Genomic DNA, 22,330 nt, shown 5'->3' with positions numbered 1-22,330 from the left:
TTTGTCCGCTTTTTGTTAATTTCGCATCCCTTAAGATTCAAAATACTACATGGACCAACTGATCAAAGATATCGACATTATCACTGGAGAAGAGGCGCAAGCAGTCGATTATAAAACCACCGTTGAGGAAAATACCGGTAAATCCAAGAAAATCTACATTGAGAGCTATGGCTGTCAGATGAATTTTTCTGACTCAGAAATCGTGGCTTCCATCATGAAAGAGAATGGATACGATACAACTTCGGATTTTCAGCAGGCTGATGTGGTCTTTTTGAATACCTGCTCTATCCGTGAAAAAGCCGAGCAAACAGTCCGAAACAGATTGAATCACTTCAATGCTGTAAAAAAGCATAAGCCTGAGATGACTATTGGCGTCTTAGGCTGTATGGCTGAGCGTCTGAAGGATAAATTACTTGAGGAAGAAAAAATAGTAGACGTAGTTGTCGGTCCGGATGCTTACCGGGACCTGCCTAACTTGGTCAATGCTGCTGAGGATGGAAGAAAAGGGGTAAATACCTTTTTATCCAGGGAAGAAACCTATGCGGATATTGCTCCAGTAAGGTTAAATTCCAACGGAGTGACGGCCTTCATCTCTATCATGAGAGGTTGTGACAACATGTGTTCCTTTTGTGTGGTTCCATTTACTCGTGGAAGAGAAAGAAGCAGGGATCCACATTCTATTGTTGCAGAAGCTCAGGATCTATTTAATAAGGGTTATAAAGAAGTCACACTTTTAGGTCAAAATGTGGACTCTTACAAATGGTCTCCTGAAGAAAATAACAAAGCGCGTCTCAATAAAAAAGAAGGTGATGTCACAGAAGTGGTCAATTTTGCTAATTTGTTGGAGATGGTCGCCAAAGTGAGTCCTCTTTTGAGAGTAAGATTTTCTACCTCCCACCCTAAGGATATTACTGATGAGGTGTTGTATACCATTAAAAAGTACGACAATATCTGTAAATACATTCACTTGCCTGTTCAATCAGGAAACAGCCGGGTTCTTGAACTTATGAACAGAACCTACGATAGAGAATGGTATTTGAATAGAGTGCAGGCTATCCGTGAAATCCTTGGTGAAGAGTGTGGCATATCTTCTGATATGATCGCAGGTTTCTGTACCGAAACTGAAGAAGAGCATCAGGATACCCTGACCATGATGGATATTGTGAAATATGACTTTTCCTACATGTTCTATTATTCTGAGAGACCGGGAACTCTAGCAGCCAAGAAATATGAAGATGACATTCCTTTGGATGTCAAGAAAAGAAGGTTGGCAGAAATCATTTCTAAGCAAAGTCAGATTTCATTTGAAAGAAACAAGCTGGATTTAGGGAAAGAACAAATCATTTTGATAGAAGGAACTTCCAAAAAGTCTCAGGATGAGCTAAAGGGAAGAAATTCCGCAAATAAGGTAGTCATTGTGCCAGCTTCAGGATTGAAAATGGGTGACTATGTCAAAGTAAAAATTACAGACTGCTCGCCTGCAACACTGTTTGGAGAAGTTTTGGAAGTAAATCCAAGCTTTGCATGATCACAGCCCAAGAGATACATAGCGTCAAACTCCGGTTTGGAATCATTGGTAATAGTCCCCTACTGAACCATGCCATTCAAGTAGCAATGCAGGCTGCCCCTACAGATATGACGGTCTTGATTACCGGAGAAAGTGGGAGCGGTAAGGAGAGTTTTTCAAAAATCATCCATTCCATTTCTACCAGAAAGCATGGAAAGTTTATCGCGATCAACTGCGGAGCGATTCCGGAAGGAACTATTGATTCTGAATTATTTGGTCATGAAAAAGGATCATTTACCGGAGCTCATGAAGCTAGAAAAGGCTATTTCGAGGTAACAGACGGAGGATCTATTTTCTTGGATGAAATCGGAGAAATGCCATTGGGAACACAGGCGAGATTACTTCGGGTTTTAGAAAATGGAGAATTCATTAAAGTGGGTTCTTCCAAAGTTCAGAAGACGAATGTCCGCGTCATCACTGCCACCAATGTCAATTTATTAAAGGCAGTAGAAAAAGGAAAATTCCGGGAAGACCTTTACTACAGGTTAAATACAGTTCCAATTTATGTCCCCCCTTTGAGAGAGCGTGGCGAGGACGTGGTTTTACTTTTTAGAAAATTCACCTCTGACTTTTCTGAAAAATACCATGTTAAGCCTATTTCTCTGGACGAGCAGGCACAAACCTTATTGATGCGCTATCCTTTCCCTGGAAATATCAGGCAGTTGAAAAATATTGCTGAACAAATTTCTCTCTTGGAAGAGCAAAGAGAGGTAGATGCAGAAACTTTATCCAGGTATTTACCAGCAGAAAATTCCCGCCTCCCAATGACCCTCCCAAATAATCAGGGCAAAAGCGAAGGGATGGACTTTTCAGAAAGAGATATTCTGTACAAGGTTCTTTTTGATATGAAAAAGGACATGAATGAGCTCAAAAAATTGGTATTAGAGTCTTATCAAAGCGGTGGTTTAAACCAAAGTATAATTCAAAAACACAGCGGACTATTTGAGGATATGGAGAGCAATTTAGCTCCTGCTGAAAACAAAAGCGACAACAGTCCCAATTACAATGTTCCTCTGGTACTAGAATCTCAGAAGCCTTCTTCTGTAGATACCGATGAATACGAGGAAGAAGCAATTGAAGATATCATTCACGAAGAAGATGACAATTCACTTTCTTTGGAGAAAAAGGAAAAGGAAATGATTCTTCGGGCGTTAAGAAAGCATAACAATAAAAGAAAGTATGCGGCAAGCGATTTGGGAATATCTGAAAGGACCCTTTACAGAAAAATCAAGCAATATGAAATTGATCAATAAGAATCTTGGCCTAGTACTAGGATTGATTTTTCTATTATTCCAAAGCTGCTCGGTCAAATACAGTTTTACCGGAACCAACATTAATTATGAATTGGTGAAGACATTCTCTGTTGATAATTTTTTCAATGATTCTGGTGGTGGTCCGGCAAATATGGAGCAGCTATTTACAGAAAGTCTGAAAGAATATTATCAGAGAAATACCCAACTGGAATTAGTAAGGAGCAATGGAGATCTTCAGTTTTCCGGTGCAATTAAGCGCTACACCTTGACGCCACAATCGGCTGTTTCGAGTGGCAACCCAAATCTACCAGATAGAGCGGGGCAAATGCGATTAACCATTGCTGTGGAAGTAGATTATATCAACTTGACCAATGAAGAGGAAAACCTCAAAAGAAGTTTTTCCTTTTTTCAGGATTATGACCCGAGAACTACTACCCTATTGGATGTAGAAAGTCAGTTAATCGAGGAAATTTTCAAAAACATCATACAGGATGTATTCACTGCAACTGTAGCAAATTGGTAAATTTTCTATATTTTCACCCAAAAGCCAGAAAGTGAACGCCAGCCAATTTCAAGAAATAATCCAAAAAGCCGACTCCTTGGAGAAGAGTGATATCCTCCAATTGAAGAAGGTGCAGGAAAACTTTCCTTATTTTCAAATCCCTCATGTTTTGATAGCCAGGTATGAATTTCAAAAGAAATCCAAATCCAGCGCTTTGGGAATGGCTGCAATCACCAGTCCGGATAGGATTTGGTTGAAAAAACTAATAGAGCAAAAAATAAGTGCAAACGATATAGGCTCCAGAAAAGACGATCTTCTTCCGGAAGACCAGCCTGAAAAACCTGATCAAGCGAGCAGAACCCAGTCTTTAAAAGCATTGGGTGATCAATTGAAAGGTACTGTCCCCCAACCTGAGAAGCCAAAAAGCCCTGAAAAGCCTAAAAAGCGAGTAAAAAGACCGGGAGCGGGAGAAGATTTGATCGAAACGATCAAAAAGAAAGAGAAGAAGCAAATTCTCGATTCCAAAAAGCAGGAACAAATTGACCTGATCAAGGCGTTCAGCAAAAAGGATATCAAGCTGGCTACCATTAAAGAAATCGAGGCCAATCAAAATACAGAAAACCTTGCTGCAGAAAGCACTAAAATTAATGACAATCTGATTTCAGAATCTTTTGCCAAACTCTTGGTAAAGCAAGATAAACAGGCAAAAGCCATTGAAATTTATAAGAAATTGAGTTTGAAGTTTCCGGATAAAAGGGCTTACTTTGCGGACTTGATTGAAAATCTGAAAAAATCTTAATTAAAAACATATGTTTACCTTATTAATCACCATTATCCTAATCTTAGCTGTTCTTTTGATCCTTGTGATTTTAGGACAAAATTCTAAAGGTGGAGTTGGGGCAGCTTTCGGTGGAAGTGCTTCCCAAATCATGGGTGTAACTCGTACAGGAAATGTACTTGAAAAAGCCACTTGGGTATTGGCAATGGCAATTTTGGTTCTTTCCTTGGCATCTTCAGCTTTCTATACTGGAAGCCAGCCAAATCAGTTTGCATCACCAAATATTGAAAGTGCAAAGCAGCAAGTAGTTGCTCCGGCATTTGGAGATACCGAGGGTGAAAGCGTTCTTCCAGCAGAGACTACCACTCCGGACAGCAGTTCCAACCAATAATGGAAAATTAAGACCATTTAAGAATATATTTAGAGTCCGCCTTTACAAGGCGGACTTTTTTATTTAATTTAGTAGATAAGCGTTTTTTCAGCGGATAGCTAATCACCGTTCTTTAAATCTGCTGCTTCAACCAAATTATCCTTTATGAATAATCAAACACTCCGAGTGGAGGATCTTAATCTAGAAAGCTGGCCTAATCTCATTTTATGGGCGGCTCCGATCATGTTTTTTCTGGTATTCTTAGAATGGGGAATTAGCTGGTATCAAAAGAAAGATTCATACGATGCCAAAGATTTCTTTGCGGCAGCCACTATTGGTTTTGTAAATGTGGGCATCAGCGCAATGATAAAATTGGCCACTTTTGGTTCTGCTTTGTTCTTCTACAACATCTCCCCTTTCAAAATCCCAGCGACTTGGTGGTCTTTTATCCTTTGCTTTATCGCAATTGACTTTGCCAGGTATTGGGCGCATAGAGTTGCGCATGAGCAGAGATTCTGGTGGGCCACACATATTACCCATCACAATTCATCCAAGTATAACTTATCCGTTTCCTTCCGTTTGGGATGGACACAGCATATTAAAATCATTTTCTTTTTCCCTGTGATGTTCATGGGTTTTGATCCATTTGTATTCTTCATTTGCCACCAGATAGCCGTTCTCTATCAGTTCTGGATCCATACAGAATACATCAAAAAACTTCACCCGGTAATTGAATTCATTTTCACCACTCCTTCCCATCACCGAGTTCACCACGCCAGTGACGAGCATTATTTGGATAAAAACTACGGTTCAACCTTCATTATTTGGGACAGAATGTTTGGCACTTTCATGCCGGAAGGCGAAAGACCTAATTATGGAATTACCAAGCCGGTAACTTCTTACAATCCCATTTATTTAGTATTTCATGAATGGAGAGATATTTTCTCAGACTTAAGAAAAGCTCAAAGCTTTAAAGAAGCCTGGAGAATATTATTTGACAAGCCTGGCGCTGAGGTAATTGCCAATAGGGAGAAAAAGTTGGTTCCCGTGGAAAAGAAAATAGACAAAAAAGAAGAATTAGTGGAGGCCAGTTAGGCCTCCTTTTTTTATGAATTGACTTTTTGAAGCAATAGCCTTTTACTGATAGGTATCAACGTTTCATCAATGGGAAAAGCCTGGTGGGAGTGCATTCTCCAAGTAGCTGGATTGGGCAATTCTTTTACCTCCCGGATTAATTCAAGTTTGAGCATTTCCAATGTCTTGACAAGGGTTTTCTGAAAAACACCCAAAAGCCATAAGCTGATACTTCGGAATTTTTCTCCTGCAAGTTGGAGCAAACTGGATTTATACCTGTATGCATAGACATCAGAGTCTTTCTCTCTTGTCAGAAAAACAAAGCCTTCCCTGTTGTAAATCGGCTGAATTCCTACTGGTTCAAACTCCACTTGATCCTCTACATAATCATAGATATTTCTTCCTTCCACGATTTTTTTCTCAATGCTGGGCAATGCGAAATCCGCAATTTGGTTAACCTCCTGCAGCACCTGATCTTCTTTTTCCAGGTCCTTGTAGTGAAGTTTAACTTGCTTCAAATCCACATGTGAAAGAGCCTTGGGAAAGAAGTCAGAGATAGACTTTTTCCCGGATTTAAACTCATTGAGGTTTCGATGATGCTCAATCAACTCCCCTAGATGCGGATACAGGCGAACCGCTTTAAACTGCTTTTCTGTTTCCTGCAAATAGGCTAACAATTGATACTTCTTATACTCGAAATCAATCAGCCCTTCTGTCATCCAGTTTTTCGACAATGTTTTCATCTGTTTATAATTTGTTTTTTAGAGGTCAGATGGAATCTTCGCATTAATTATAATCGTCTCTCTGTGTGTCACTTTGGGTCGTGCTCGATTTCATCTGTTTATAATTTGTTTTTTAGAGGTCAGATGGAATGCCCAGGATAATCATCCCTCTCCCGAAACAAGTTCGGGACAAGTTGTGTGAGATTTTTCCTCATGGGCATTTCATAGGCAACATAGGTTTACCAAAATTTACAGAATTCTGACATTTTATCCAGCATTTTTGGAAATTTTGGCAGACAAAAAGTAGCTCAAAATTCGAATTGGCAGTCCTCTACCTGACAGGATGTAGCCGATTTGTCAGACTTTTCATGAAAAACTCCCTTGGCACAGGAATCGCTCATTAGGGAGTATAGAATTTTAATCTAACCTTTAAACAATTTCATAACTATGTCAAAAGTGAACATCAAACCTCTTGCGGACAGAGTTCTAGTAGAACCTGCTGCAGCTGAAGAGAAAACCGCATCCGGTCTTTACATCCCGGACACTGCCAAGGAAAAGCCTCAAAGAGGAACCGTAGTAGCAGTTGGCAATGGTAAAAAAGATGAGCCCTTGACTGTAAAAGTTGGAGACACTGTTTTGTACGGAAAGTATTCCGGAACTGAACTCAACGTAGATGGTGCAGATTATCTTATCATGAGAGAATCTGACATTTTCGCGATCCTTTAATCATTCAACAAGAACAAACACTAAAAAATCAAGAAAATGGCTAAAGAACTATTTTTCGATACAGACGCAAGAGACAGACTGAAAAAAGGCGTTGATGCTTTGGCAGACGCTGTGAAAGTTACGCTTGGTCCAAAAGGAAGAAACGTAATCATTGATAAAAAATTCGGTGCACCTACCATTACTAAAGATGGTGTATCTGTAGCAAAAGAAATCGAATTGGAAGAGCCTATCGAAAATATGGGCGCTCAGTTGGTGAAAGAAGTAGCTTCCAAAACTGCTGATAACGCAGGTGACGGTACTACGACTGCAACTGTTTTGGCTCAGTCAATTTTCAACGTAGGTATCAAAAACGTTGCTGCGGGTGCCAACCCAATGGATTTGAAAAGAGGTATTGACAAGGCGGTAGCTGCTGTGGTTGCCAGATTGAAAGAAAACTCCAAAGAGATTTCTACCTCTAAAGAAATTGCTCAGGTAGCTACTGTATCCGCTAACAACGACGAAGAAATCGGTCAGATGATTTCTGATGCGATGGACAAAGTTGGAAAAGACGGTGTAATCACTGTAGAAGAAGCAAAAGGAACTGAAACTGAAGTTAAAACTGTAGAAGGTATGCAGTTTGACAGAGGTTACCTTTCTCCATACTTTGTGACCAACACTGAGAAAATGGAAGCTGAATTGGAATCTCCTTATATCTTGATTTATGATAAGAAGATTTCTTCCATGAAAGAATTGCTTCCAGTATTGGAGCCAGTTGCACAGTCCGGTAAACCTTTGGTTATTATTTCTGAAGATGTAGACGGAGAAGCATTGGCAACTCTAGTAGTAAACAAAATCAGAGGTGCTCTGAAAGTGGCTGCTGTTAAAGCTCCTGGTTTCGGTGACAGAAGAAAAGCAATGTTGGAAGACATCGCTATCCTTACTGGCGGTACTGTAATCTCTGAAGAGAGAGGTTTCAAATTGGAAAATGCTACTGTTGATATGTTGGGTCGTGCTGAGAAAATCAACATCGACAAGGACAACACTACTGTAGTAAACGGTGCTGGTGATCCAAATGCAATCAAGGGTAGAATCGCTGAGATCAAAGCTCAAATTGAAAAAACTACTTCTGACTATGACAGAGAGAAGTTGCAGGAAAGACTTGCTAAACTTTCTGGTGGTGTAGCTATCCTATATATCGGTGCTGCAACAGAAGTAGAAATGAAAGAGAAGAAAGACCGTGTAGATGATGCATTGCATGCTACCAGAGCTGCTGTACAAGAAGGTGTAGTAGTAGGTGGTGGTGTAGCTCTTGTGAGAGCTATTGATGCTTTGGCAGATTTGAAAGGATCCAACGAAGACCAAGACACTGGTATCAATATCATCAGACAAGCAATTGAGTCTCCTTTGAGAACTATCGTATTGAACGCAGGTGGCGAGCCGTCTGTAGTAATCAATAAGATCAGAGAAAACAAAGGAAACTATGGTTACAATGCTAGAACTGATCAATATGAAGATCTATTCGCAGCGGGTGTTATCGACCCAACTAAGGTAACCAGACTTGCTTTGGAAAATGCGGCTTCTATCGCAGCATTGCTTTTGACTACCGAATGTGTAGTAGCAGACGTAAAAGAAGATGGTCCTGCAATGCCTCCAATGGGCGGCGGAGGAATGGGTGGAATGATGTAATTCAACCCCAAATAATTGAAAAGGAGGCTGAAGCCTCCTTTTTTATTGTCCTGATTTTGAGTGCCTGTAAAATCATTTTTGAAAAAAGGCTCCTAAAGTTTTTTCTGACAGTAGGAATAATTGTATTTTGGGCTATATACAGCCTGATTAGTTACTTTTGCCAACATGATCCATTTCGAAGCGATTTTTCTTGTGGACGATGATCCGATAAACAATCTGATCAATAAACGGCTGTTAGGAAAGACGGATCTATCAAAGCACATTTACCAGTTTCTAGAAGGTGAAGAAGCTTTAATTGCAATAGCCGAACTCCCAACAGACCAACAAATCATGATTTTTTTGGACATTAACATGCCCGTTATGAACGGATGGGAGTTTTTGAATTTTTATCTTGAAAAATTTCCGGAAAGAAAAGATAAAATAGTCATCCTTTCCAGCTCCATTGATTTTCAGGATAGGCAAAAGGCTATGGATTATGAAGTAGTTAGTGGATTTATCGAAAAACCACTAACCATGGAGAAAATCAACTATCAACTTTCAAGAAACGATTCCAAAGACTAAGCTTTTACTTTAATATAGGTCCTAGCCTATCCCAAATTTGTCTTGCCAATAAAAAAGGGACAGGAAGGTTGCCTGGGGCCCCACCCATTCTGACAATCACCAAGTTTTTTGATGGAACAACCATCAGAAACTGACCATTTTTCCCCATTGCCTGATACATGTCATCAGGAGCACTTTTGATCAAACTTCCCGGTAATCTAGACTGACCTCCGGGTAATAAATATGATTTTTGACCATTCAGCCAAGTTAGGTATCCATAACTGGGGTTCATCTGCTGAGAAGATTGGGTCATGTCTTGGAAATATTTACTACTCCAAAATATCTTTCCATCCCAATTACCTTCAGCTAAAAGCAAAAGACCAAATCTTGCCATGCTCCTAGGTGTACTAAAGAAAACATTATTTTGACCGTTTTTTTGCCAAAACCCCCTCATCCCAATTTTATCTCCAATATTTATCCGAAAGTATTCTTGCATATCCATTCCCGCAGCTTCATTTATCACCTTTTCCAAAACAGTATAGCTAGCATTATGATAAGCCCAACGCTTACCGGGATCTGCCAAATACTGGAAAGAGGAAGGAGAAGTATCATCTAAATTTGAAACTTGATCATTCAAGCCTGTAGTCATAGTAAGGTGATGAATCAAACGTATTTTCTTTTCCTGTTTTTGACTTAATGAGGTCCAGCCTGTCCCCAAGTATTTTTGAGACCTATCTTTGAGTTTTATTAGTTTTTGTTCTTCAGCTATTCCGATCAAAGTAGCAGTAAGAGTTTTGCCGGCAGAAGCCCAATACCAATAAGAGTTAGCATCCATCTGACCCAATCCTGTCAGTTTATTGCCCCAATACTCTTCTATGACAATCCTTCCATCTTTTAAAATCAGAAAAGCTCTGGTATCTGTTTCACTCAGCCAATTCAAAAATTCACCCATTTCACCTTGATCAAGACCTGCTTGCTGAAGGGAAATTTTCTCCCAATCATCAGAATCGATCGGTGGAAAATATAGAGATGATGACTGTGCCTGAACCAAGCCAGTTACCAATTGAAAAAAAGCCCCGCTCAGTAACAGGGCTTTGAAAAACTTGAATTTTATCATGTGGAAATCTACTTTATTTTCTCAAAGTATCTTCAATAAATGCCTTCAAATCTTCTCTAAATTTCTTCGCAGATGGCAAATGGGTATACATCATATGTCCGGCTTCATAGTATTCCATGATAATTCTGTCAGTTGCTGACTTCGGGAGATCTATATGAGAAATACTATGCTCCACACCATAGAAGACAGTTGCTAAATCATAATATCCATTCATGATTAATATCTTCACATTTGGATCCTTGCTCAGAGCCTCTGTCATATCAGGAACTGTGGTAACGGCTGCATCTGCTCCCCAAAAGTTATTGCCCTGATGCTTCCAGTCCCATTTGAAGCCTTCTTTGGAATAAGCTGAGGTAGCATAGAGTAAATCCTTACTTACTCCCAAAGCTCCATGAAAGTAGTCCAGGAATCCCATAGTATAAGCCGGAGAAATGGCATCACTTTGAGGATCTGTAAAGGAATCCATAGACATAGGATCGATGTTGATCCCTTTGTATCTGGAATCCAGTCGTCCCACTGTGTTCTTTTCATCGCGCAATAATTCCTGGAAAAATTCACCGGCTGTAATTTTCAAATCAGCTCTTTTCCAAATAGCTGCAGAGACTCCAGTATAGGATTCAAGACTGGCAGCAACCTGATTTTTTTCAGTATCAGATATTCTGTTTCCTTTAAATAAGGCTGGCGTATAATGATTTTCTGTAAACCCTCTCACTTCTTCCACAAAGGCATCCAAGTCCGAGTGTTTCCTTTCTATCTTATTATGATACCAAGCAGTAGCGGCCATAGTTGGCAAATACACGATATAGGATAAATCCTCATTAGGAGCGAAAAACAGTGATCTCAAGTCAAATACGGCTGAAACCATAATCACACCATTCAAGGCATATCCCCTATTTAGCAGGTAATTCATCACGCCTGCATTTCTGAAAGTCCCATAACTCTCACCAAGGATATATTTAGGAGAATTCAGCCTATCATGAGCCTTCAAAAATTGCATGATAAACAAGCTGACAGATCGGATATCTTGATCCACTCCCCAAAAATCCTTCCCTGTTGCATCTCCAATGGGTACGGAAAGACCTGTGCCAACAGGATCCATCATGACCACGTCTGCTACATCCAGTATGGAGAATTCATTATTGACTAGTTGATAGGGAGCGCCTTGGTTGTAATTCGGATCGTCGACAACAATTCTTTTGGGTCCCATGATACCCATGTGCAACCAGTAAGACGATGAACCCGGTCCTCCGTTGTAGGCGAAAACGATGGGTCTATTTTTTCCTCCATTTTCTTTGAAGTAAGCAGTAAAACCAAAAAGGGCGATAGGCTTATTATTTTCGTCCTTCAGTTCCATGGTCCCTGCCTTTGCTTGAAGGTTGATGACCTTGCCGTCAATGGTGACGGTCTGTTTACTTTCAAACACCTGAGCTTTGGGAAGCTCTTTGGATTCATGAGCCTTCTCCTGGGCAAAAGTGAAGGTTGAAATCAAGGTAAAAAGGAAAACTAGTCTTAATCTGGATACTAAGTACATGATTATGGATTATTGAGTTATTGGTTATTAGTTATTGAGTTAATGGTTATTGTCTGTTGAAAATTGGTGATTGATAATTTTTAGTATTCTCAAGAACCGCCTCACCATTAAGATTTATGACTTCATCTTTCTCAATCCGAAGCTCCATACTGGGTACCGCCTTTTCAGCCTTCTAATTTTATAATTCAGTCTTATAAACCTTTCCTTCCTTCATCACAAATACCACATTTTTCATGACAGAGATATCCTGATCAGGATTACCTTTCACGGCAATGATATCGGCAATTTTCCCAGTCTCAATTGAGCCTAATTTGTCTTCAATTTTCATGAAAACCGCATTGGTATGGGTCGCTGATTTCAGAGCTTCCATTGCAGGCATTCCTGCCTCAACCATGTAGATAAATTCCCGATAATTTTCACCATGTGGGTACACTCCTGCATCAGATCCAAAGGCAATTTTCACCCCATTTTTATAGGCCTTTCCGAATGTTTCCTGAATCTGAGCTCCAATTCTTCTCGCTTTTTCTGCTACAACAGGCGGATAATATCCGGGGATTTCTGCAAAAGCAGCAGCTGACATTCCTGCCGTAATTGTTGGCACGTACCAAGTTCCTTTTTCCTTCATCAACTTCATGGTAGCTTCAGACATTAAAGTACCATGTTCAATCGAATAAACTCCAGCTTTTACCGCACGTTGCATTCCTTCGTCCCCATGGGCATGAGCTGCCACATGAATTCCAAAGTCTTTAGCAGTTTGCACCACTGCTTCCAATTCATCCAATTGAAACTGAGGAGCAGAACCGTCCCGCGCAACAGAAAGCACACCACCCGTAGCCGTTACTTTAATCACATCTGCTCCGTATTTCACCATTTGCCTTACCGCTTTCCTAGCTTCATAAGGTCCATTAATCACCCCCCAATCCGGTCCTGGATCTTCCATCAAATCCCTTTTCATTCCATTGGTTGGATCAGCATGCCCCCCTGTAGGTGAAATGGCTTTTCCGGCTGTAAAAATTCTTGGTCCATTGACTCTTCCGGCTGCAATGGCATCCCGAAGGGCTATATTGACTCCGGAGCCTCCCAAGTCCCGAACGGTAGTAAATCCCGCCATCAGGGTTCTTTCCGCCAATGGAACAGACTTAAAAGCCACATCTGCTTCATTATCCCGAAAACCGTCTACATATCTCGTAGGACTCGTCTCCCCTTCGATATGTACATGCATATCCATCAATCCTGGCAAAACAGTGGCATTTTTCAGATCAATTGCTTGGTCAGAATTTCCTGGAGTTTGATAACCCTTCATAACAGCAGTGATTTTGCCATTTTCAACTATGATGGTTTGCTCAGTCAAAACCCTCATTTCTTTCACATCGATCAGCCTTCCGGCATGAATGAAAGTCTTTTGGGCTAATGCATAAGAGGAAATCAAACAGGCAATTCCTAATAAAATTTGTTTACTCATAAGGTGGGATATTTTTGGGTATGGGAATATAGCAATTTCGGACTAAATCAACTCAAATCATCTTCTGGTCTCAACTGGTAGCAATGGTCATGTAATTGAAAGCCAAGCTTCTCATAAAAGGTAACAGCTCCCTCTGCCGCAAATAAAAAAAGTCTGGCATCTGCTGATGTGGATCGAGCCAGTTGGATTAATTTTTTTCCTACTCCCTGATTTTGGTGAGCTTTATTCACAGCCAAATCGGCAATAAAGCATCGATAAGAAAAGTCTGTTAATGCTCTTAAAATCCCCACCAGCTTTCCAGATTCCCTTGCTGTAACAATCAAATTGGACCCAATTAGCATTTTGTGCAAGACATTAGGTTGATCCATAGGCCTCCTTTCTGCAAGACCTGAACTGTTCAACACAGCAATAAACTCTTCAAGTGAAACTATTTTTTCAATTTGATAAGAAACCATTATCTTATAAGAAATTAAGTGATAAACTTATGGCTGGCGGTGCTGGATTTATGAAACAAGCAATCCATTCTCTGAAAGATAATCGGGAATTGAGAAAAATCCGCCCTACCAGAAAAGAAGAAACTCCTTCTAGAAGTGGAAATAACGCAAGCCAAAAGTCTATCAAAGAGGCAATTAGTCATCGATTTTCCAAACGAGATGAGTCCTTTTTTCTTAGTAGGATTATTTGGATTGGAATGATTAGTTTACTCCTACTGATCTGTTTAGTACTTTATTTGATGATTTAAGAAAGAACCTCCCGAAGGTCTTCTCGCTTCCGAAATGTCGCCTTTGCAAAAGGACATAATGGAATTACCCTGATATTTTTCTTCCTGACATATTCAACTAATTCCTCCAACAACTTTTCTCCTATGCCTTGCCCCTGCAGAGATGGATCCACCTCAGTATGCTCAATGATCAATTTTGATTCGCCCGCCATGACATAAACCATTTCAGCAAACCTTTTAGCATCTTCCTCTATAAAAAAGGCTCCTCTTTTTCCATCAAATTGATGTTGAATTTCCATGTTAACTTTTTACTCTTACCTGAATGATTGAATTATAAACCTCATCCTTTGGCTCCCAAAGCTCAATGCTGTGACCATCGGGATCAAGAATATGAACGAATTTACCATAGTCAAATTCCTCAATTTCATCTAAGACCTGGACTCCATTAGCCTTTAATTCCTCCACCAGTTCTTTGAGGTTTTCTACCCGATAGTTGATCATAAAATCCTTTTCGGAAGGCTTAAAATAATCTGTGGAATCACTCATAGGTGACCACTGAGTAAACCCTTTTTTCTCAGGTTTATCAGCACTAATCCATTCAAATGTCGTCCCATATTGATCTGTTGGCATACCTAAATGCTTTTCATACCAAGCTTTAGTCTGCTCGGGATTATTCACTTTGAAAAACACTCCACCTATTCCGGTCACTTTCTTTTTCATGATTATTGTATTTGGGTAGAAGTTAACCAAAATGCCAGAGAGCGCCTATTCTTTTACCCGAACGATCAAAAACCAATCTCCTTCCAAAGGGAGATAACCATAATCGTAGCAATAAGTATAGACACTCCCCTTCTTGGTTGCATAAGAATGAGTGGAATACTTAAAATTAAAGCCCTCCCGAACCAACTTCTCTTTAGGTGCTTTTCCAAGATCTTCTCCTTGGGGAATCAATGACTCCAGGACATTTCTGTTCTTTTTAAGGGTATGATTTATCCTTCGCATCAGATTATTGGCATCTGCATATTGATGGTAATTGTAATTATTTCGGCATTGATCATCGCAGAACTTTTTGTCAACTCGTCCACGAATGGGCTCTCCGCAATTGAGACAGGTTTTATTTTCCATGGTTTCTATTAAAAAGCTAATTGAATTTAGAAAATTAGTTTGAAAAAGCCCAAAAATACAGCCCCTATTTAATAGAAATCCTCATCGCGATAAGCAAAATGGAATCACGATGAGGAAATATTTAGGATGAGTCATTAAGTCATTCCATAAACCGAATAGTATCCAGGTTGAAAGTATTCCAAATGGAAATACCTGATTCTGTTCGCAAAATCAGATATAGATTAGCAATTTCGTCAGTTGGCTTAATAGGTACCTTTATAGAGAAATACCCCTTTTTATCTCCTTGTTTAAGAAGTGCTGAAGACCCAATTAAAGGTCCAGAAACAGAGCCTTGTCTCAACTCCAACAAGCCTGTAATACCGGCAGGGTTCACCAATAATTCTACTTGCTTGATCCTCCTTAAATCCAAATCTTCAAATGCAATCCAGGAATTATTTTGGGTGAACCTCACAAAATTCAACCCATTGGCATTGGCCTTTGCAGTATGCTCAAAAAGATCAGCTTCCACCGCCTTGACTAATGGATTCCTCAACAAAAGCTGAGCCGCCCCCATCAAAGGTTGAATGCCATTAGCTCCCTGATCCGTGTAGGATGCTTGAATTAAGTAGTAGCCTTCTGGATTGGATTGTTTTTGGACAGCAAATTCCCCTTTCAATGGCAGGCTTACTTTTCCATAAGAAGGATCCTCAAGCCTTAGAATAAAGTCTACCATAGCTTTCACCTGATCAACTGGAATATGCGTATGGCCCGGCATGATGCGTTCACTCCAAACACCTCCCCCACCATTTCTGATTTTGTTAACGAGGTAGGATTTCGCATCCTTTTGCCCTTTATATTTCGAAGACACATCTCTATAGGTAGGTCCCACGGATTCATTTTCAATTGCGTGGCAAGCTTTGCAACCCGCTTGGGTGATGTAATTCTCTCCCACACTGACTTTCTCTTCCTGATGACCAGCCTGAATCAAATCATAACCACCGGCAATAAAGTCAATGGAGAAATTCACTTTCTCATCGGAGATAGCTCCATCTTCTGAATCCTTTACTGAAACATCATAAGCCACTTTCCCCGGAAAATAAAAACTTTGATTTCCATTCCAGTTGATCTTCACATTGGGTCTAGCATTTCCAGCTCTAATTTCCACTGAAGCTTTGCTTTGCTCCCCCTCTGTATCCCTCACAGTCAATGTCGCCTGATAAACTCCTGCTCTTTCATACACATGGATAGGATTTACCTCCTTGGAATTTGGACTTCCATCTCCGAAATCCCACTCATAGCTCAATTGATCTTCCGGATCGAAATCCAAGCTTTGATCCCCTTGGAATTGCACTTTCAAAGGTAATGCTCCAGTAGTATTTTCGGCAGAAGCCTTCGCCACAGGCTTTCTATTTCCAGCCGCAAACTCTATTCTATAGAGACCCGAATCATCATTTTGTGCTCTCCAATAGGTCCCATATTCTAGGACGTACAGCGATCCATCTTTCGCAAACTGCATATCTATGGGCTTATCAAAAACCGTGGAAGGCATGAAGCGTTCCATAGTATCATATTCGTAGTTTTCAGTTAAGGATACTGTGAAAATCCAATTTCGCATCCAGTCGAATATGAAAAGCTTTCCATTATAATAGCCTGGAAAGCGAACTTCTGACTTGTCAAAATCCTCCCGGTAATACACCGGTCCCGCCATGGCATTTCTTCCGCCTGTTTCCAGCATAGGAAACTCTATAGACTCATCATAAGGATACCAAATTAAAGCTGGCTGAGCTGGAGGCAACTTTTCCAATCCCGTATTATTGGGAGAGGTATTGACAGGAGCACTTGGATCAAATTCAAACAGGCTTTCCTGGCTTGCAAAATCATATTTCCAATACGGTTTATTATTTCCTACGAAAAATGGCCAGCCATAAAATCCAGGCTTTCTTGCCAAATTGATTTCATCATGTCCTTTTGGACCCCTTCGCATAGAATCAACTGAAGCATCAGGTCCAACCTCTCCCCAAAAAAGATTACCATTATGCTGATCCAAGGATATTCTGTAGGGATTTCTGTTACCCATCACATAGATCTCTGGCCGAGTATTGGGAGTTCCGGGAGGAAATAAGTTTCCTTCTGGGATGCTATAAGATCCATCGGCTTCTGGCTTGATCCGAATGATGGCCCCTCTTAAGTCGTTGGAATTGCCAGAGGTTTTTTGAGCATCAACATTAGCAGGCCTGTCCTGTCGCTCATCAATGGGATTGTAATTATCCGATTCAAAAGGAGTGGAATCATCCCCGGTAGAGAGGAACAAATGGCCATTGGCATCAAACTCTATGGAACCACCAGAATGACAACACCCTCTGAATACAGGGATTTCCAGCATTATTTTTTCAGAAGCCAGGTCGAGACGATTTTCTTTGAACTCAAAGCGGGAAAGCCTATTCACATCAGGACTGTAATCATTGGGCGCATAATACAAGTAAATCCAATAATTTTGATTGAAATTCGGGTCTTTGGCCAATCCCAAAAGTCCATCTTCTCCTTCCAGATAAACGTTCAGCTCTCCAACCACCGTAGTTTCTCCAGTCGCAGCCTCATACAGTTTGAGCTTACCGGCTCGCTCAATAAATAGCACATCCCCATTATCAAGAACTTCCAACTCCATGGGTTCATCCAATTTTTCCACTAGGGGAATTTTGGTGAATCGGCTTTCATCAGGTTTTACTGTAGCAAAAGGGTCTATATCTTTTTCTGCACATGCCCAGAGCGTACTTCCCAAAAGTAAGAGGGCGGCAAGGAATCTAAAATTCATGAAATAGGTCTTTGAGGTTTATTGAGCCATTAAGATAAAAAGGACTCGTCAAAAGGCTAGGACCGATGGTGGAAATGAATGGAAACGATTCCGTAAAATCTTACTCACTCATTAACAGTCTATACCTCCAAACCTCTCTCACCTGCTCAATTTCCACTTCGAAAGGCGGATAGATGGGATTGGATGAACAAAGCAGGAGTTTCTGTTCGGATTGAATTCGATTATAGGCGATTTTAAAGGTCACTCCATCCTGTTCGGTGACAATGACATAGCGCTCTCCATCTTTGATATTCAGCCAATCGTCTATGTATTCACAGATAATCCAGGAACCGTCCGGAATAGGAAGCATGGAGTCCCCGTCAACTTGAAAAACGCGGTGTTTTTTATCTGTGGGCAAAAAGGGCAAAGAAAATCGAGGGAGTTCTGAGATAAACTCGGGATCTGCAAAACCAGCTAAGTAACTTGCTTTTGCCCGCTGGGAAACCACCTCTATCAATTCCCGACCATCCGCGTCTACTGTGGTAGAAAGAATCCGGAGTTTTCTTCCCCGGAGAAACTGATCTGTCTCCAGCAATTCCCGGAGCTTATATTCAGAATAAGAAGACAAATCCTCTTTAATCAGGATATCCAAGGAAACTCCAAAATACTCGGAGATTTTCACCAAAATATCCAAAGGAGGAGTAATGGTGAGTTCGTATCCTGCCAGTTTGGAGCGGGAAATACCTAAAGCTTCAGATAAGGACTCTTGGGTGAGCGCTTTTTTCTTTCGGAGGAATTTGATGTTTGTATTTAAAGTCATAGAAATACAGTGGAAATACGATGGAAATAAGCCCCGCAAGCGGGGCGAAATATTGGTGCGTCGTCCGTTCTTCTGCTAGTCATGGCCAAGAAACACTGGGTTAATTATCACTTTTAGATTGATTTTTGGCAGAATTTGTGGCTTTGATCATGTTATTTAATTTGACTTGGACATCAAACCTGAGCTTTTCAAAGTCTTGAAATTACTGATCTGTTATAATATTTCTTTCAAAGCCCAGATCAATCCAATGCTCTATGCCTTCAGATAAAGATGCTCTTGAAATGATGAAGAATCGATTTTTATCTGAAAAGTGAAATCGTCCATACCCTTCCGCAATATTTGCTCCCACAGAATCTACAGCTTCCAGCATTTGATCACCCCAAACCTTCCGCTGTTGGAATGTCAACCTCTCATAAACTCTCCATGCCATGGATGATAGCTTTCTAGCCAATCTGTAGACTTCCAAGTCTCTAAGCGGAATAAATTTCTTTTTAGCTTCCATAGCTTTAACATCTAGTGAAAATCAATTGTATTTCGTCGGGCGAATCGAGACGTATTTCTACAGTATTTCGTGGAGCATATTTCGACTTTATTTCACCGACCGAAGGGAGGTATATTTCCACCGTATTTCTTGAAGCATATCTTATCGAAACCATATCTTTCATTGATTGACAATTCCCGCCACTTCCCCCATCAATCATTCTCAAATTTAATAAAAATGATTAAATTATAAACATTAAAATGTCAATAAAATTAACAAAAAGCAATGGAAGGGAAGCGGAGTATTGCGCATATGGATTTGGATACGTTTTTCGTGTCGGTGGAGCGGCTTTTTGACAGTAGGCTCAAGGACAAGCCTATATTAATCGGAGGATCCAGTGACCGGGGAGTGGTGGCTTCCTGCAGCTACGAGGCCAGGAGATTTGGCGTACACTCGGCTATGCCTATGCGGACAGCAAGACAACTCTGTCCCGAGGCCATCATCGTCAAGGGAGATTTTGAAAAATACAGCCAAAAATCCCATGAGGTCACCGAAATTATCCAAGAGTCTGTTCCACTTTTTGAAAAGTCCTCCATCGATGAGTTTTACATCGACCTGACGGGGATGGATCGGTTTTTCGGTTGCTTCAAGCTCGCTCACGAACTCCGGCAGCGTATCATCAAAGAGAGCGGGCTGAATATTTCTATGGGACTATCGGAAAACAAGACGGTTTCCAAGGTGGCCACTGGCGAAGCCAAGCCCAACAATGAAAAGCAGGTGCCCAATGGAGAGGAAAAACCCTTCCTTGCTCCCCTATCCGTGCGGAAAATCCCCATGATTGGGGAGAAAACCTCCCAAACCCTCTACAATATGGGCGTCAAAAAGGTCCATACGCTCCAGCAAATGCCTTCCCAATTGCTGGAAGCAACGTTTGGAAAAAATGGCAAGATGATCTGGGAAAAAGCGAATGGTATCGATCGAAACCCGGTCATCCCCTACTCCGAAGCCAAGTCCGTTTCTTCTGAAAATACCTTTGAAGAAGATACCATCGATGTCAAGATGCTGGAAGCCACACTGGTGGCTATGACGGAGCAACTCGCTACCAAACTTCGCCAAAAAGGGCAACTCACTGCCTGTGTGAGTGTGAAGATCCGCTATTCTGACTTTGAGACGCATACCATGCAGCAGCGGATTCCCTACACTTCGGCAGATCATAGCATCCTGCCTGTGGTGAAGGAGCTATTCAAAAAACTGTATAGCCGTCGCCTCCTCATCCGTCTGATCGGCGTACGCTTCAGCAGCCTTGTCTATGGCAACTATCAGATCAAGCTTTTCGAAGACAGCCAAGAGCAGATCAACCTCTACCAGGCCCTCGACCGACTCAATGTCAAGTATGGCGACAAAACCGTCTGCCGAGCCGTGGCCATGGGTGTGGGAAGGAGACGGTTTAATCCTTTTAATGGGATGGAGGTGTGAGAGGCATGTAATTATGCCTCTCAGAACCTAACATCAGAGAAATCTTTCCAAAATTAGAGCAAGAAATAATACAATCAGCACCAATGATCGAAAAGAAAATTTGTTTTTTTCCTTTCTCTTTTCGTAGAAATCAAATATAGCAAGCAGAAAACCTACTATAAATAAGAATAATTTTATACTCTCCCAGTTCATAATTTATCAAATCCAGCCCATACACTTAGAAAAATCATATACTGCTAAAGCACCTCCAACTACACCCAAACTTCTACTAACAACTTTCCGAATCGCCTTTTTTATAGCCTTCTTCTTCATCTTCTTTTGCGCACCACCGTCAATAAGTGCGAATACTGCAGAAATTCCAACAGCATCAGCTAAACATCCACCAATAGTATCTGTTTGTGCATAGGAACTTGAGATCCCGAAAATACCAGCAGTATAAACATCTGTTTCATCCATGAAATAAATTAACCTATTATTATCAAGTTCTTCTTCTAATAGTACAACCGCTTGAGCTGCTAAGGAGATATCGGGAGATTTTAAGCTTCCAAACTCCTCAAGAATTTCACTTGTAGTAAAACCATAACTATAAAAAATATCCAATGCCGTAGGTCTAATTTCATCTTCAAACAAAATAGCTTCATCAACTTGGGTCAATCTTGCTCCCTTGGAAGAGGACTTTGAATTCAACTCATTCGATACTTTTCTCATTTTATTCTTAAACAACTCAAATAATTCTTGTCTTTCTTGCTTTTCTATTAAGCCTACAGGTTCAATAGAGTCAGATATCGAACAAGAATTTAATATTGAAAAACCCATAACTAAACCAAAATAAACAATCACAATAGCCGAAATTTTTCTTAATGAATTCATTTTAGTAAAATTTAAGTCAAACCTACTCTTTCCCTTTTCGGTATCCGGGGCTACTCTCGGATTTTTTAAGTCGTTTTTCGCTTTCACATCCCCGACTTGATTGGGTTGCCAGCCCTATAATAGCCTTTTTTCAAACTAAAATATGGTGTGTGTGTGTGTGAAAGTCAAGAGCTTAGCTGAAAAAACTTTTAAATCCTTAATGAGTGGAAAAATTATGTAAACGAACAGTTGAATTTTATTATTCAATGACTAGTAATTATTCTTTAAATCACTGCTTTTGAAAGGCGAAGACAGAGTATTAAACCAATTAATTTTCTGAACTACTAATTCTGTCTGGGCTGGCCGTCGCCATGGGTGTAGGAAGACGGCGGTTTAATCCTTTTAATGGGATGGAAATTTGAAAATCCAAAAAAGTTGCCTCAAAAAATTGAGGCAACTTCTAGCTGATATACCTATCTAAGATCTTAAAATAAAAATGATGAAGATCAAGATATTAAGTATGTATTGGCTGATGATTTTTGATTTGAAAGAAGCATCCAAGTCAAAAAAAGAAGATGGATTTATGGCTCGCCTAAACTGGAATGTCATAAATACTAGATTAAAGCAAACCAAAACTCCGAGCACTATTCCAGAAAAATCAAATTTTTTAAATATCCAGAAAAGAACACCAGAAATAATGTAAGCCAATACAGTCAAAACAGAGGCTCTGGCTAAAGCTTTTTTTAGAAGAATTTCCATATTTTTTTACTTAACACAATCG

At 40.4% G+C, this 22,330-nt stretch carries 24 protein-coding genes; 11 read left to right on the top strand and 13 right to left on the bottom strand.

The window, feature by feature from the left end:
- Positions 1-49: 49 nt before the first annotated feature.
- The 6 genes from miaB (at position 50) to FL972_RS10425 (ending at position 5,565) form a co-directional block, all read left to right on the top strand.
- Positions 50-1,528, top strand: coding sequence for a tRNA (N6-isopentenyl adenosine(37)-C2)-methylthiotransferase MiaB (gene miaB / locus FL972_RS10450; protein WP_144605340.1), 1,479 nt, complete (start codon positions 50-52; stop codon positions 1,526-1,528).
- Complete coding sequence (locus tag FL972_RS10445; RefSeq protein ID WP_144605339.1) at positions 1,525-2,820, top strand: sigma-54 interaction domain-containing protein; 1,296 nt, start codon at positions 1,525-1,527, stop codon at positions 2,818-2,820. Before miaB ends, FL972_RS10445 begins: the two co-directional genes overlap by 4 nt.
- Complete coding sequence (lptE, locus tag FL972_RS10440; protein ID WP_144605338.1) at positions 2,804-3,343, top strand: LPS assembly lipoprotein LptE; 540 nt, start codon at positions 2,804-2,806, stop codon at positions 3,341-3,343. The genes FL972_RS10445 and lptE overlap by 17 nt, the downstream gene beginning before the upstream one ends.
- Before the next feature lie 31 nt (positions 3,344-3,374).
- Entirely contained in the window at positions 3,375-4,121 is a 747-nt protein-coding gene (locus FL972_RS10435) for a hypothetical protein (protein WP_144605337.1), read from the top strand.
- 10 nt (positions 4,122-4,131) lie between these two features.
- Positions 4,132-4,491, top strand: a complete 360-nt coding sequence (secG, locus tag FL972_RS10430) for a preprotein translocase subunit SecG (RefSeq protein WP_144605336.1) — start codon at positions 4,132-4,134, stop codon at positions 4,489-4,491.
- 144 nt (positions 4,492-4,635) lie between these two features.
- A complete protein-coding gene (locus FL972_RS10425) occupies positions 4,636-5,565 on the top strand; it encodes a sterol desaturase family protein (protein ID WP_144605335.1) in 930 nt (309 codons plus the stop codon).
- A gap of 11 nt (positions 5,566-5,576) precedes the next feature.
- Here FL972_RS10425 and FL972_RS10420 read toward each other — a convergent pair whose 3' ends face one another.
- The gene (locus FL972_RS10420) at positions 5,577-6,287 is read right to left on the bottom strand and encodes a hypothetical protein (protein ID WP_091655180.1); all 711 of its coding nucleotides are present in this window, start codon (positions 6,285-6,287) and stop codon (positions 5,577-5,579) included.
- A 426-nt stretch (positions 6,288-6,713) separates the two neighbouring features.
- On the opposite strand from FL972_RS10420, the gene FL972_RS10415 reads away from it, so the two are divergent.
- From FL972_RS10415 to FL972_RS10405, 3 genes are all read left to right on the top strand, one after another.
- Entirely contained in the window at positions 6,714-6,992 is a 279-nt protein-coding gene (locus tag FL972_RS10415) for a co-chaperone GroES (RefSeq protein WP_091655179.1), read from the top strand.
- Between the two features lie 36 nt (positions 6,993-7,028).
- On the top strand, positions 7,029-8,657 hold the full coding sequence (groL, locus tag FL972_RS10410; RefSeq protein ID WP_144605334.1) for a chaperonin GroEL: 1,629 nt from the start codon (positions 7,029-7,031) through the stop codon (positions 8,655-8,657).
- 165 nt (positions 8,658-8,822) lie between these two features.
- Positions 8,823-9,218: a response regulator gene (locus FL972_RS10405; protein WP_144605333.1), complete on the top strand. Its 396-nt coding sequence runs from the start codon at positions 8,823-8,825 to the stop codon at positions 9,216-9,218.
- Positions 9,219-9,222: 4 nt separating this feature from the next.
- Here FL972_RS10405 and FL972_RS10400 read toward each other — a convergent pair whose 3' ends face one another.
- The 4 genes from FL972_RS10400 to FL972_RS10385 all read right to left on the bottom strand — a co-directional run bounded on the left by FL972_RS10400 (position 9,223) and on the right by FL972_RS10385 (position 13,762).
- Entirely contained in the window at positions 9,223-10,314 is a 1,092-nt protein-coding gene (locus tag FL972_RS10400) for a serine hydrolase domain-containing protein (protein ID WP_144605332.1), read from the bottom strand.
- A 13-nt stretch (positions 10,315-10,327) separates the two neighbouring features.
- Complete coding sequence (locus FL972_RS10395) at positions 10,328-11,845, bottom strand: S10 family peptidase (RefSeq protein ID WP_144605331.1); 1,518 nt, start codon at positions 11,843-11,845, stop codon at positions 10,328-10,330.
- 178 nt (positions 11,846-12,023) lie between these two features.
- Positions 12,024-13,307 (bottom strand): metal-dependent hydrolase family protein, encoded by a 1,284-nt coding sequence (locus tag FL972_RS10390; protein ID WP_144605330.1) that lies wholly within the window; start codon positions 13,305-13,307, stop codon positions 12,024-12,026.
- 47 nt (positions 13,308-13,354) lie between these two features.
- On the bottom strand, positions 13,355-13,762 hold the full coding sequence (locus FL972_RS10385; RefSeq protein ID WP_144605329.1) for a GNAT family N-acetyltransferase: 408 nt from the start codon (positions 13,760-13,762) through the stop codon (positions 13,355-13,357).
- A 29-nt stretch (positions 13,763-13,791) separates the two neighbouring features.
- On the opposite strand from FL972_RS10385, the gene FL972_RS10380 reads away from it, so the two are divergent.
- Positions 13,792-14,049 carry a hypothetical protein gene (locus tag FL972_RS10380; protein WP_144605328.1) on the top strand — a complete coding sequence of 86 codons (258 nt, stop codon included), beginning with the start codon at positions 13,792-13,794 and terminating at the stop codon, positions 14,047-14,049.
- Here the strand turns inward: FL972_RS10380 and FL972_RS10375 are convergent.
- The 6 genes from FL972_RS10375 to FL972_RS10350 form a co-directional block, all read right to left on the bottom strand.
- Complete coding sequence (locus FL972_RS10375) at positions 14,046-14,327, bottom strand: GNAT family N-acetyltransferase (protein WP_144605327.1); 282 nt, start codon at positions 14,325-14,327, stop codon at positions 14,046-14,048. The genes FL972_RS10380 and FL972_RS10375 overlap by 4 nt on opposite strands.
- Position 14,328: 1 nt before the next feature.
- Positions 14,329-14,748, bottom strand: coding sequence for a VOC family protein (locus tag FL972_RS10370; protein ID WP_144605326.1), 420 nt, complete (start codon positions 14,746-14,748; stop codon positions 14,329-14,331).
- 45 nt (positions 14,749-14,793) lie between these two features.
- Complete coding sequence (locus tag FL972_RS10365) at positions 14,794-15,153, bottom strand: DUF2116 family Zn-ribbon domain-containing protein (protein ID WP_144605325.1); 360 nt, start codon at positions 15,151-15,153, stop codon at positions 14,794-14,796.
- Between the two features lie 139 nt (positions 15,154-15,292).
- Positions 15,293-17,944 carry a PQQ-dependent sugar dehydrogenase gene (locus FL972_RS10360; RefSeq protein WP_144605324.1) on the bottom strand — a complete coding sequence of 884 codons (2,652 nt, stop codon included), beginning with the start codon at positions 17,942-17,944 and terminating at the stop codon, positions 15,293-15,295.
- 100 nt (positions 17,945-18,044) lie between these two features.
- Positions 18,045-18,743 carry an XRE family transcriptional regulator gene (locus FL972_RS10355; protein WP_144605323.1) on the bottom strand — a complete coding sequence of 233 codons (699 nt, stop codon included), beginning with the start codon at positions 18,741-18,743 and terminating at the stop codon, positions 18,045-18,047.
- Positions 18,744-18,945: 202 nt separating this feature from the next.
- Positions 18,946-19,245, bottom strand: coding sequence for a four helix bundle protein (locus FL972_RS10350; protein ID WP_144605322.1), 300 nt, complete (start codon positions 19,243-19,245; stop codon positions 18,946-18,948).
- 264 nt (positions 19,246-19,509) lie between these two features.
- Here FL972_RS10350 and dinB point away from each other — a divergent pair, with 264 nt between their 5' ends.
- Complete coding sequence (dinB, locus tag FL972_RS10345) at positions 19,510-20,700, top strand: DNA polymerase IV (RefSeq protein WP_144605321.1); 1,191 nt, start codon at positions 19,510-19,512, stop codon at positions 20,698-20,700.
- Positions 20,701-20,898: 198 nt separating this feature from the next.
- Here dinB and FL972_RS10340 read toward each other — a convergent pair whose 3' ends face one another.
- Positions 20,899-21,570: a hypothetical protein gene (locus FL972_RS10340; RefSeq protein ID WP_186300101.1), complete on the bottom strand. Its 672-nt coding sequence runs from the start codon at positions 21,568-21,570 to the stop codon at positions 20,899-20,901.
- Positions 21,571-22,026: 456 nt separating this feature from the next.
- Positions 22,027-22,308 (bottom strand): hypothetical protein, encoded by a 282-nt coding sequence (locus tag FL972_RS10335; RefSeq protein WP_144605319.1) that lies wholly within the window; start codon positions 22,306-22,308, stop codon positions 22,027-22,029.
- Between the last annotated feature and the right edge of the window lie 22 nt (positions 22,309-22,330).

This window comes from Algoriphagus algorifonticola, from assembly GCF_007655305.1.
Classification (GTDB): Bacteria; Bacteroidota; Bacteroidia; order Cytophagales; family Cyclobacteriaceae; genus Algoriphagus; species Algoriphagus algorifonticola.
The sequence above is the reverse complement of the archived record's forward strand: the minus strand, read 5'-3'. Positions and strand labels throughout refer to the sequence as shown.

Excerpts from the sequence above, each read along its gene's own strand:
- FL972_RS10365 (WP_144605325.1), bottom strand. The coding sequence starts at position 15,153 with ATGGAAAATAAAACCTGTCTCAATTGCGGAGAGCCCATTCGTGGACGA.
- FL972_RS10350 (WP_144605322.1), bottom strand. The coding sequence starts at position 19,245 with ATGGAAGCTAAAAAGAAATTTATTCCGCTTAGAGACTTGGAAGTCTAC.
- FL972_RS10395 (WP_144605331.1), bottom strand. The coding sequence starts at position 11,845 with ATGTACTTAGTATCCAGATTAAGACTAGTTTTCCTTTTTACCTTGATT.
- FL972_RS10375 (WP_144605327.1), bottom strand. The coding sequence starts at position 14,327 with ATGGAAATTCAACATCAATTTGATGGAAAAAGAGGAGCCTTTTTTATA.
- FL972_RS10390 (WP_144605330.1), bottom strand. The coding sequence starts at position 13,307 with ATGAGTAAACAAATTTTATTAGGAATTGCCTGTTTGATTTCCTCTTAT.
- FL972_RS10400 (WP_144605332.1), bottom strand. The coding sequence starts at position 10,314 with ATGATAAAATTCAAGTTTTTCAAAGCCCTGTTACTGAGCGGGGCTTTT.
- FL972_RS10355 (WP_144605323.1), bottom strand. The coding sequence starts at position 18,743 with ATGACTTTAAATACAAACATCAAATTCCTCCGAAAGAAAAAAGCGCTC.
- groL (WP_144605334.1), top strand. The coding sequence starts at position 7,029 with ATGGCTAAAGAACTATTTTTCGATACAGACGCAAGAGACAGACTGAAA.
- FL972_RS10385 (WP_144605329.1), bottom strand. The coding sequence starts at position 13,762 with ATGGTTTCTTATCAAATTGAAAAAATAGTTTCACTTGAAGAGTTTATT.
- FL972_RS10335 (WP_144605319.1), bottom strand. The coding sequence starts at position 22,308 with ATGGAAATTCTTCTAAAAAAAGCTTTAGCCAGAGCCTCTGTTTTGACT.
- FL972_RS10420 (WP_091655180.1), bottom strand. The coding sequence starts at position 6,287 with ATGAAAACATTGTCGAAAAACTGGATGACAGAAGGGCTGATTGATTTC.
- FL972_RS10340 (WP_186300101.1), bottom strand. The coding sequence starts at position 21,570 with ATGAATTCATTAAGAAAAATTTCGGCTATTGTGATTGTTTATTTTGGT.
- lptE (WP_144605338.1), top strand. The coding sequence starts at position 2,804 with ATGAAATTGATCAATAAGAATCTTGGCCTAGTACTAGGATTGATTTTT.
- FL972_RS10405 (WP_144605333.1), top strand. The coding sequence starts at position 8,823 with ATGATCCATTTCGAAGCGATTTTTCTTGTGGACGATGATCCGATAAAC.
- FL972_RS10380 (WP_144605328.1), top strand. The coding sequence starts at position 13,792 with ATGGCTGGCGGTGCTGGATTTATGAAACAAGCAATCCATTCTCTGAAA.
- secG (WP_144605336.1), top strand. The coding sequence starts at position 4,132 with ATGTTTACCTTATTAATCACCATTATCCTAATCTTAGCTGTTCTTTTG.
- dinB (WP_144605321.1), top strand. The coding sequence starts at position 19,510 with ATGGAAGGGAAGCGGAGTATTGCGCATATGGATTTGGATACGTTTTTC.
- FL972_RS10370 (WP_144605326.1), bottom strand. The coding sequence starts at position 14,748 with ATGAAAAAGAAAGTGACCGGAATAGGTGGAGTGTTTTTCAAAGTGAAT.
- FL972_RS10415 (WP_091655179.1), top strand. The coding sequence starts at position 6,714 with ATGTCAAAAGTGAACATCAAACCTCTTGCGGACAGAGTTCTAGTAGAA.
- FL972_RS10425 (WP_144605335.1), top strand. The coding sequence starts at position 4,636 with ATGAATAATCAAACACTCCGAGTGGAGGATCTTAATCTAGAAAGCTGG.
- FL972_RS10445 (WP_144605339.1), top strand. The coding sequence starts at position 1,525 with ATGATCACAGCCCAAGAGATACATAGCGTCAAACTCCGGTTTGGAATC.
- FL972_RS10360 (WP_144605324.1), bottom strand. The coding sequence starts at position 17,944 with ATGAATTTTAGATTCCTTGCCGCCCTCTTACTTTTGGGAAGTACGCTC.
- miaB (WP_144605340.1), top strand. The coding sequence starts at position 50 with ATGGACCAACTGATCAAAGATATCGACATTATCACTGGAGAAGAGGCG.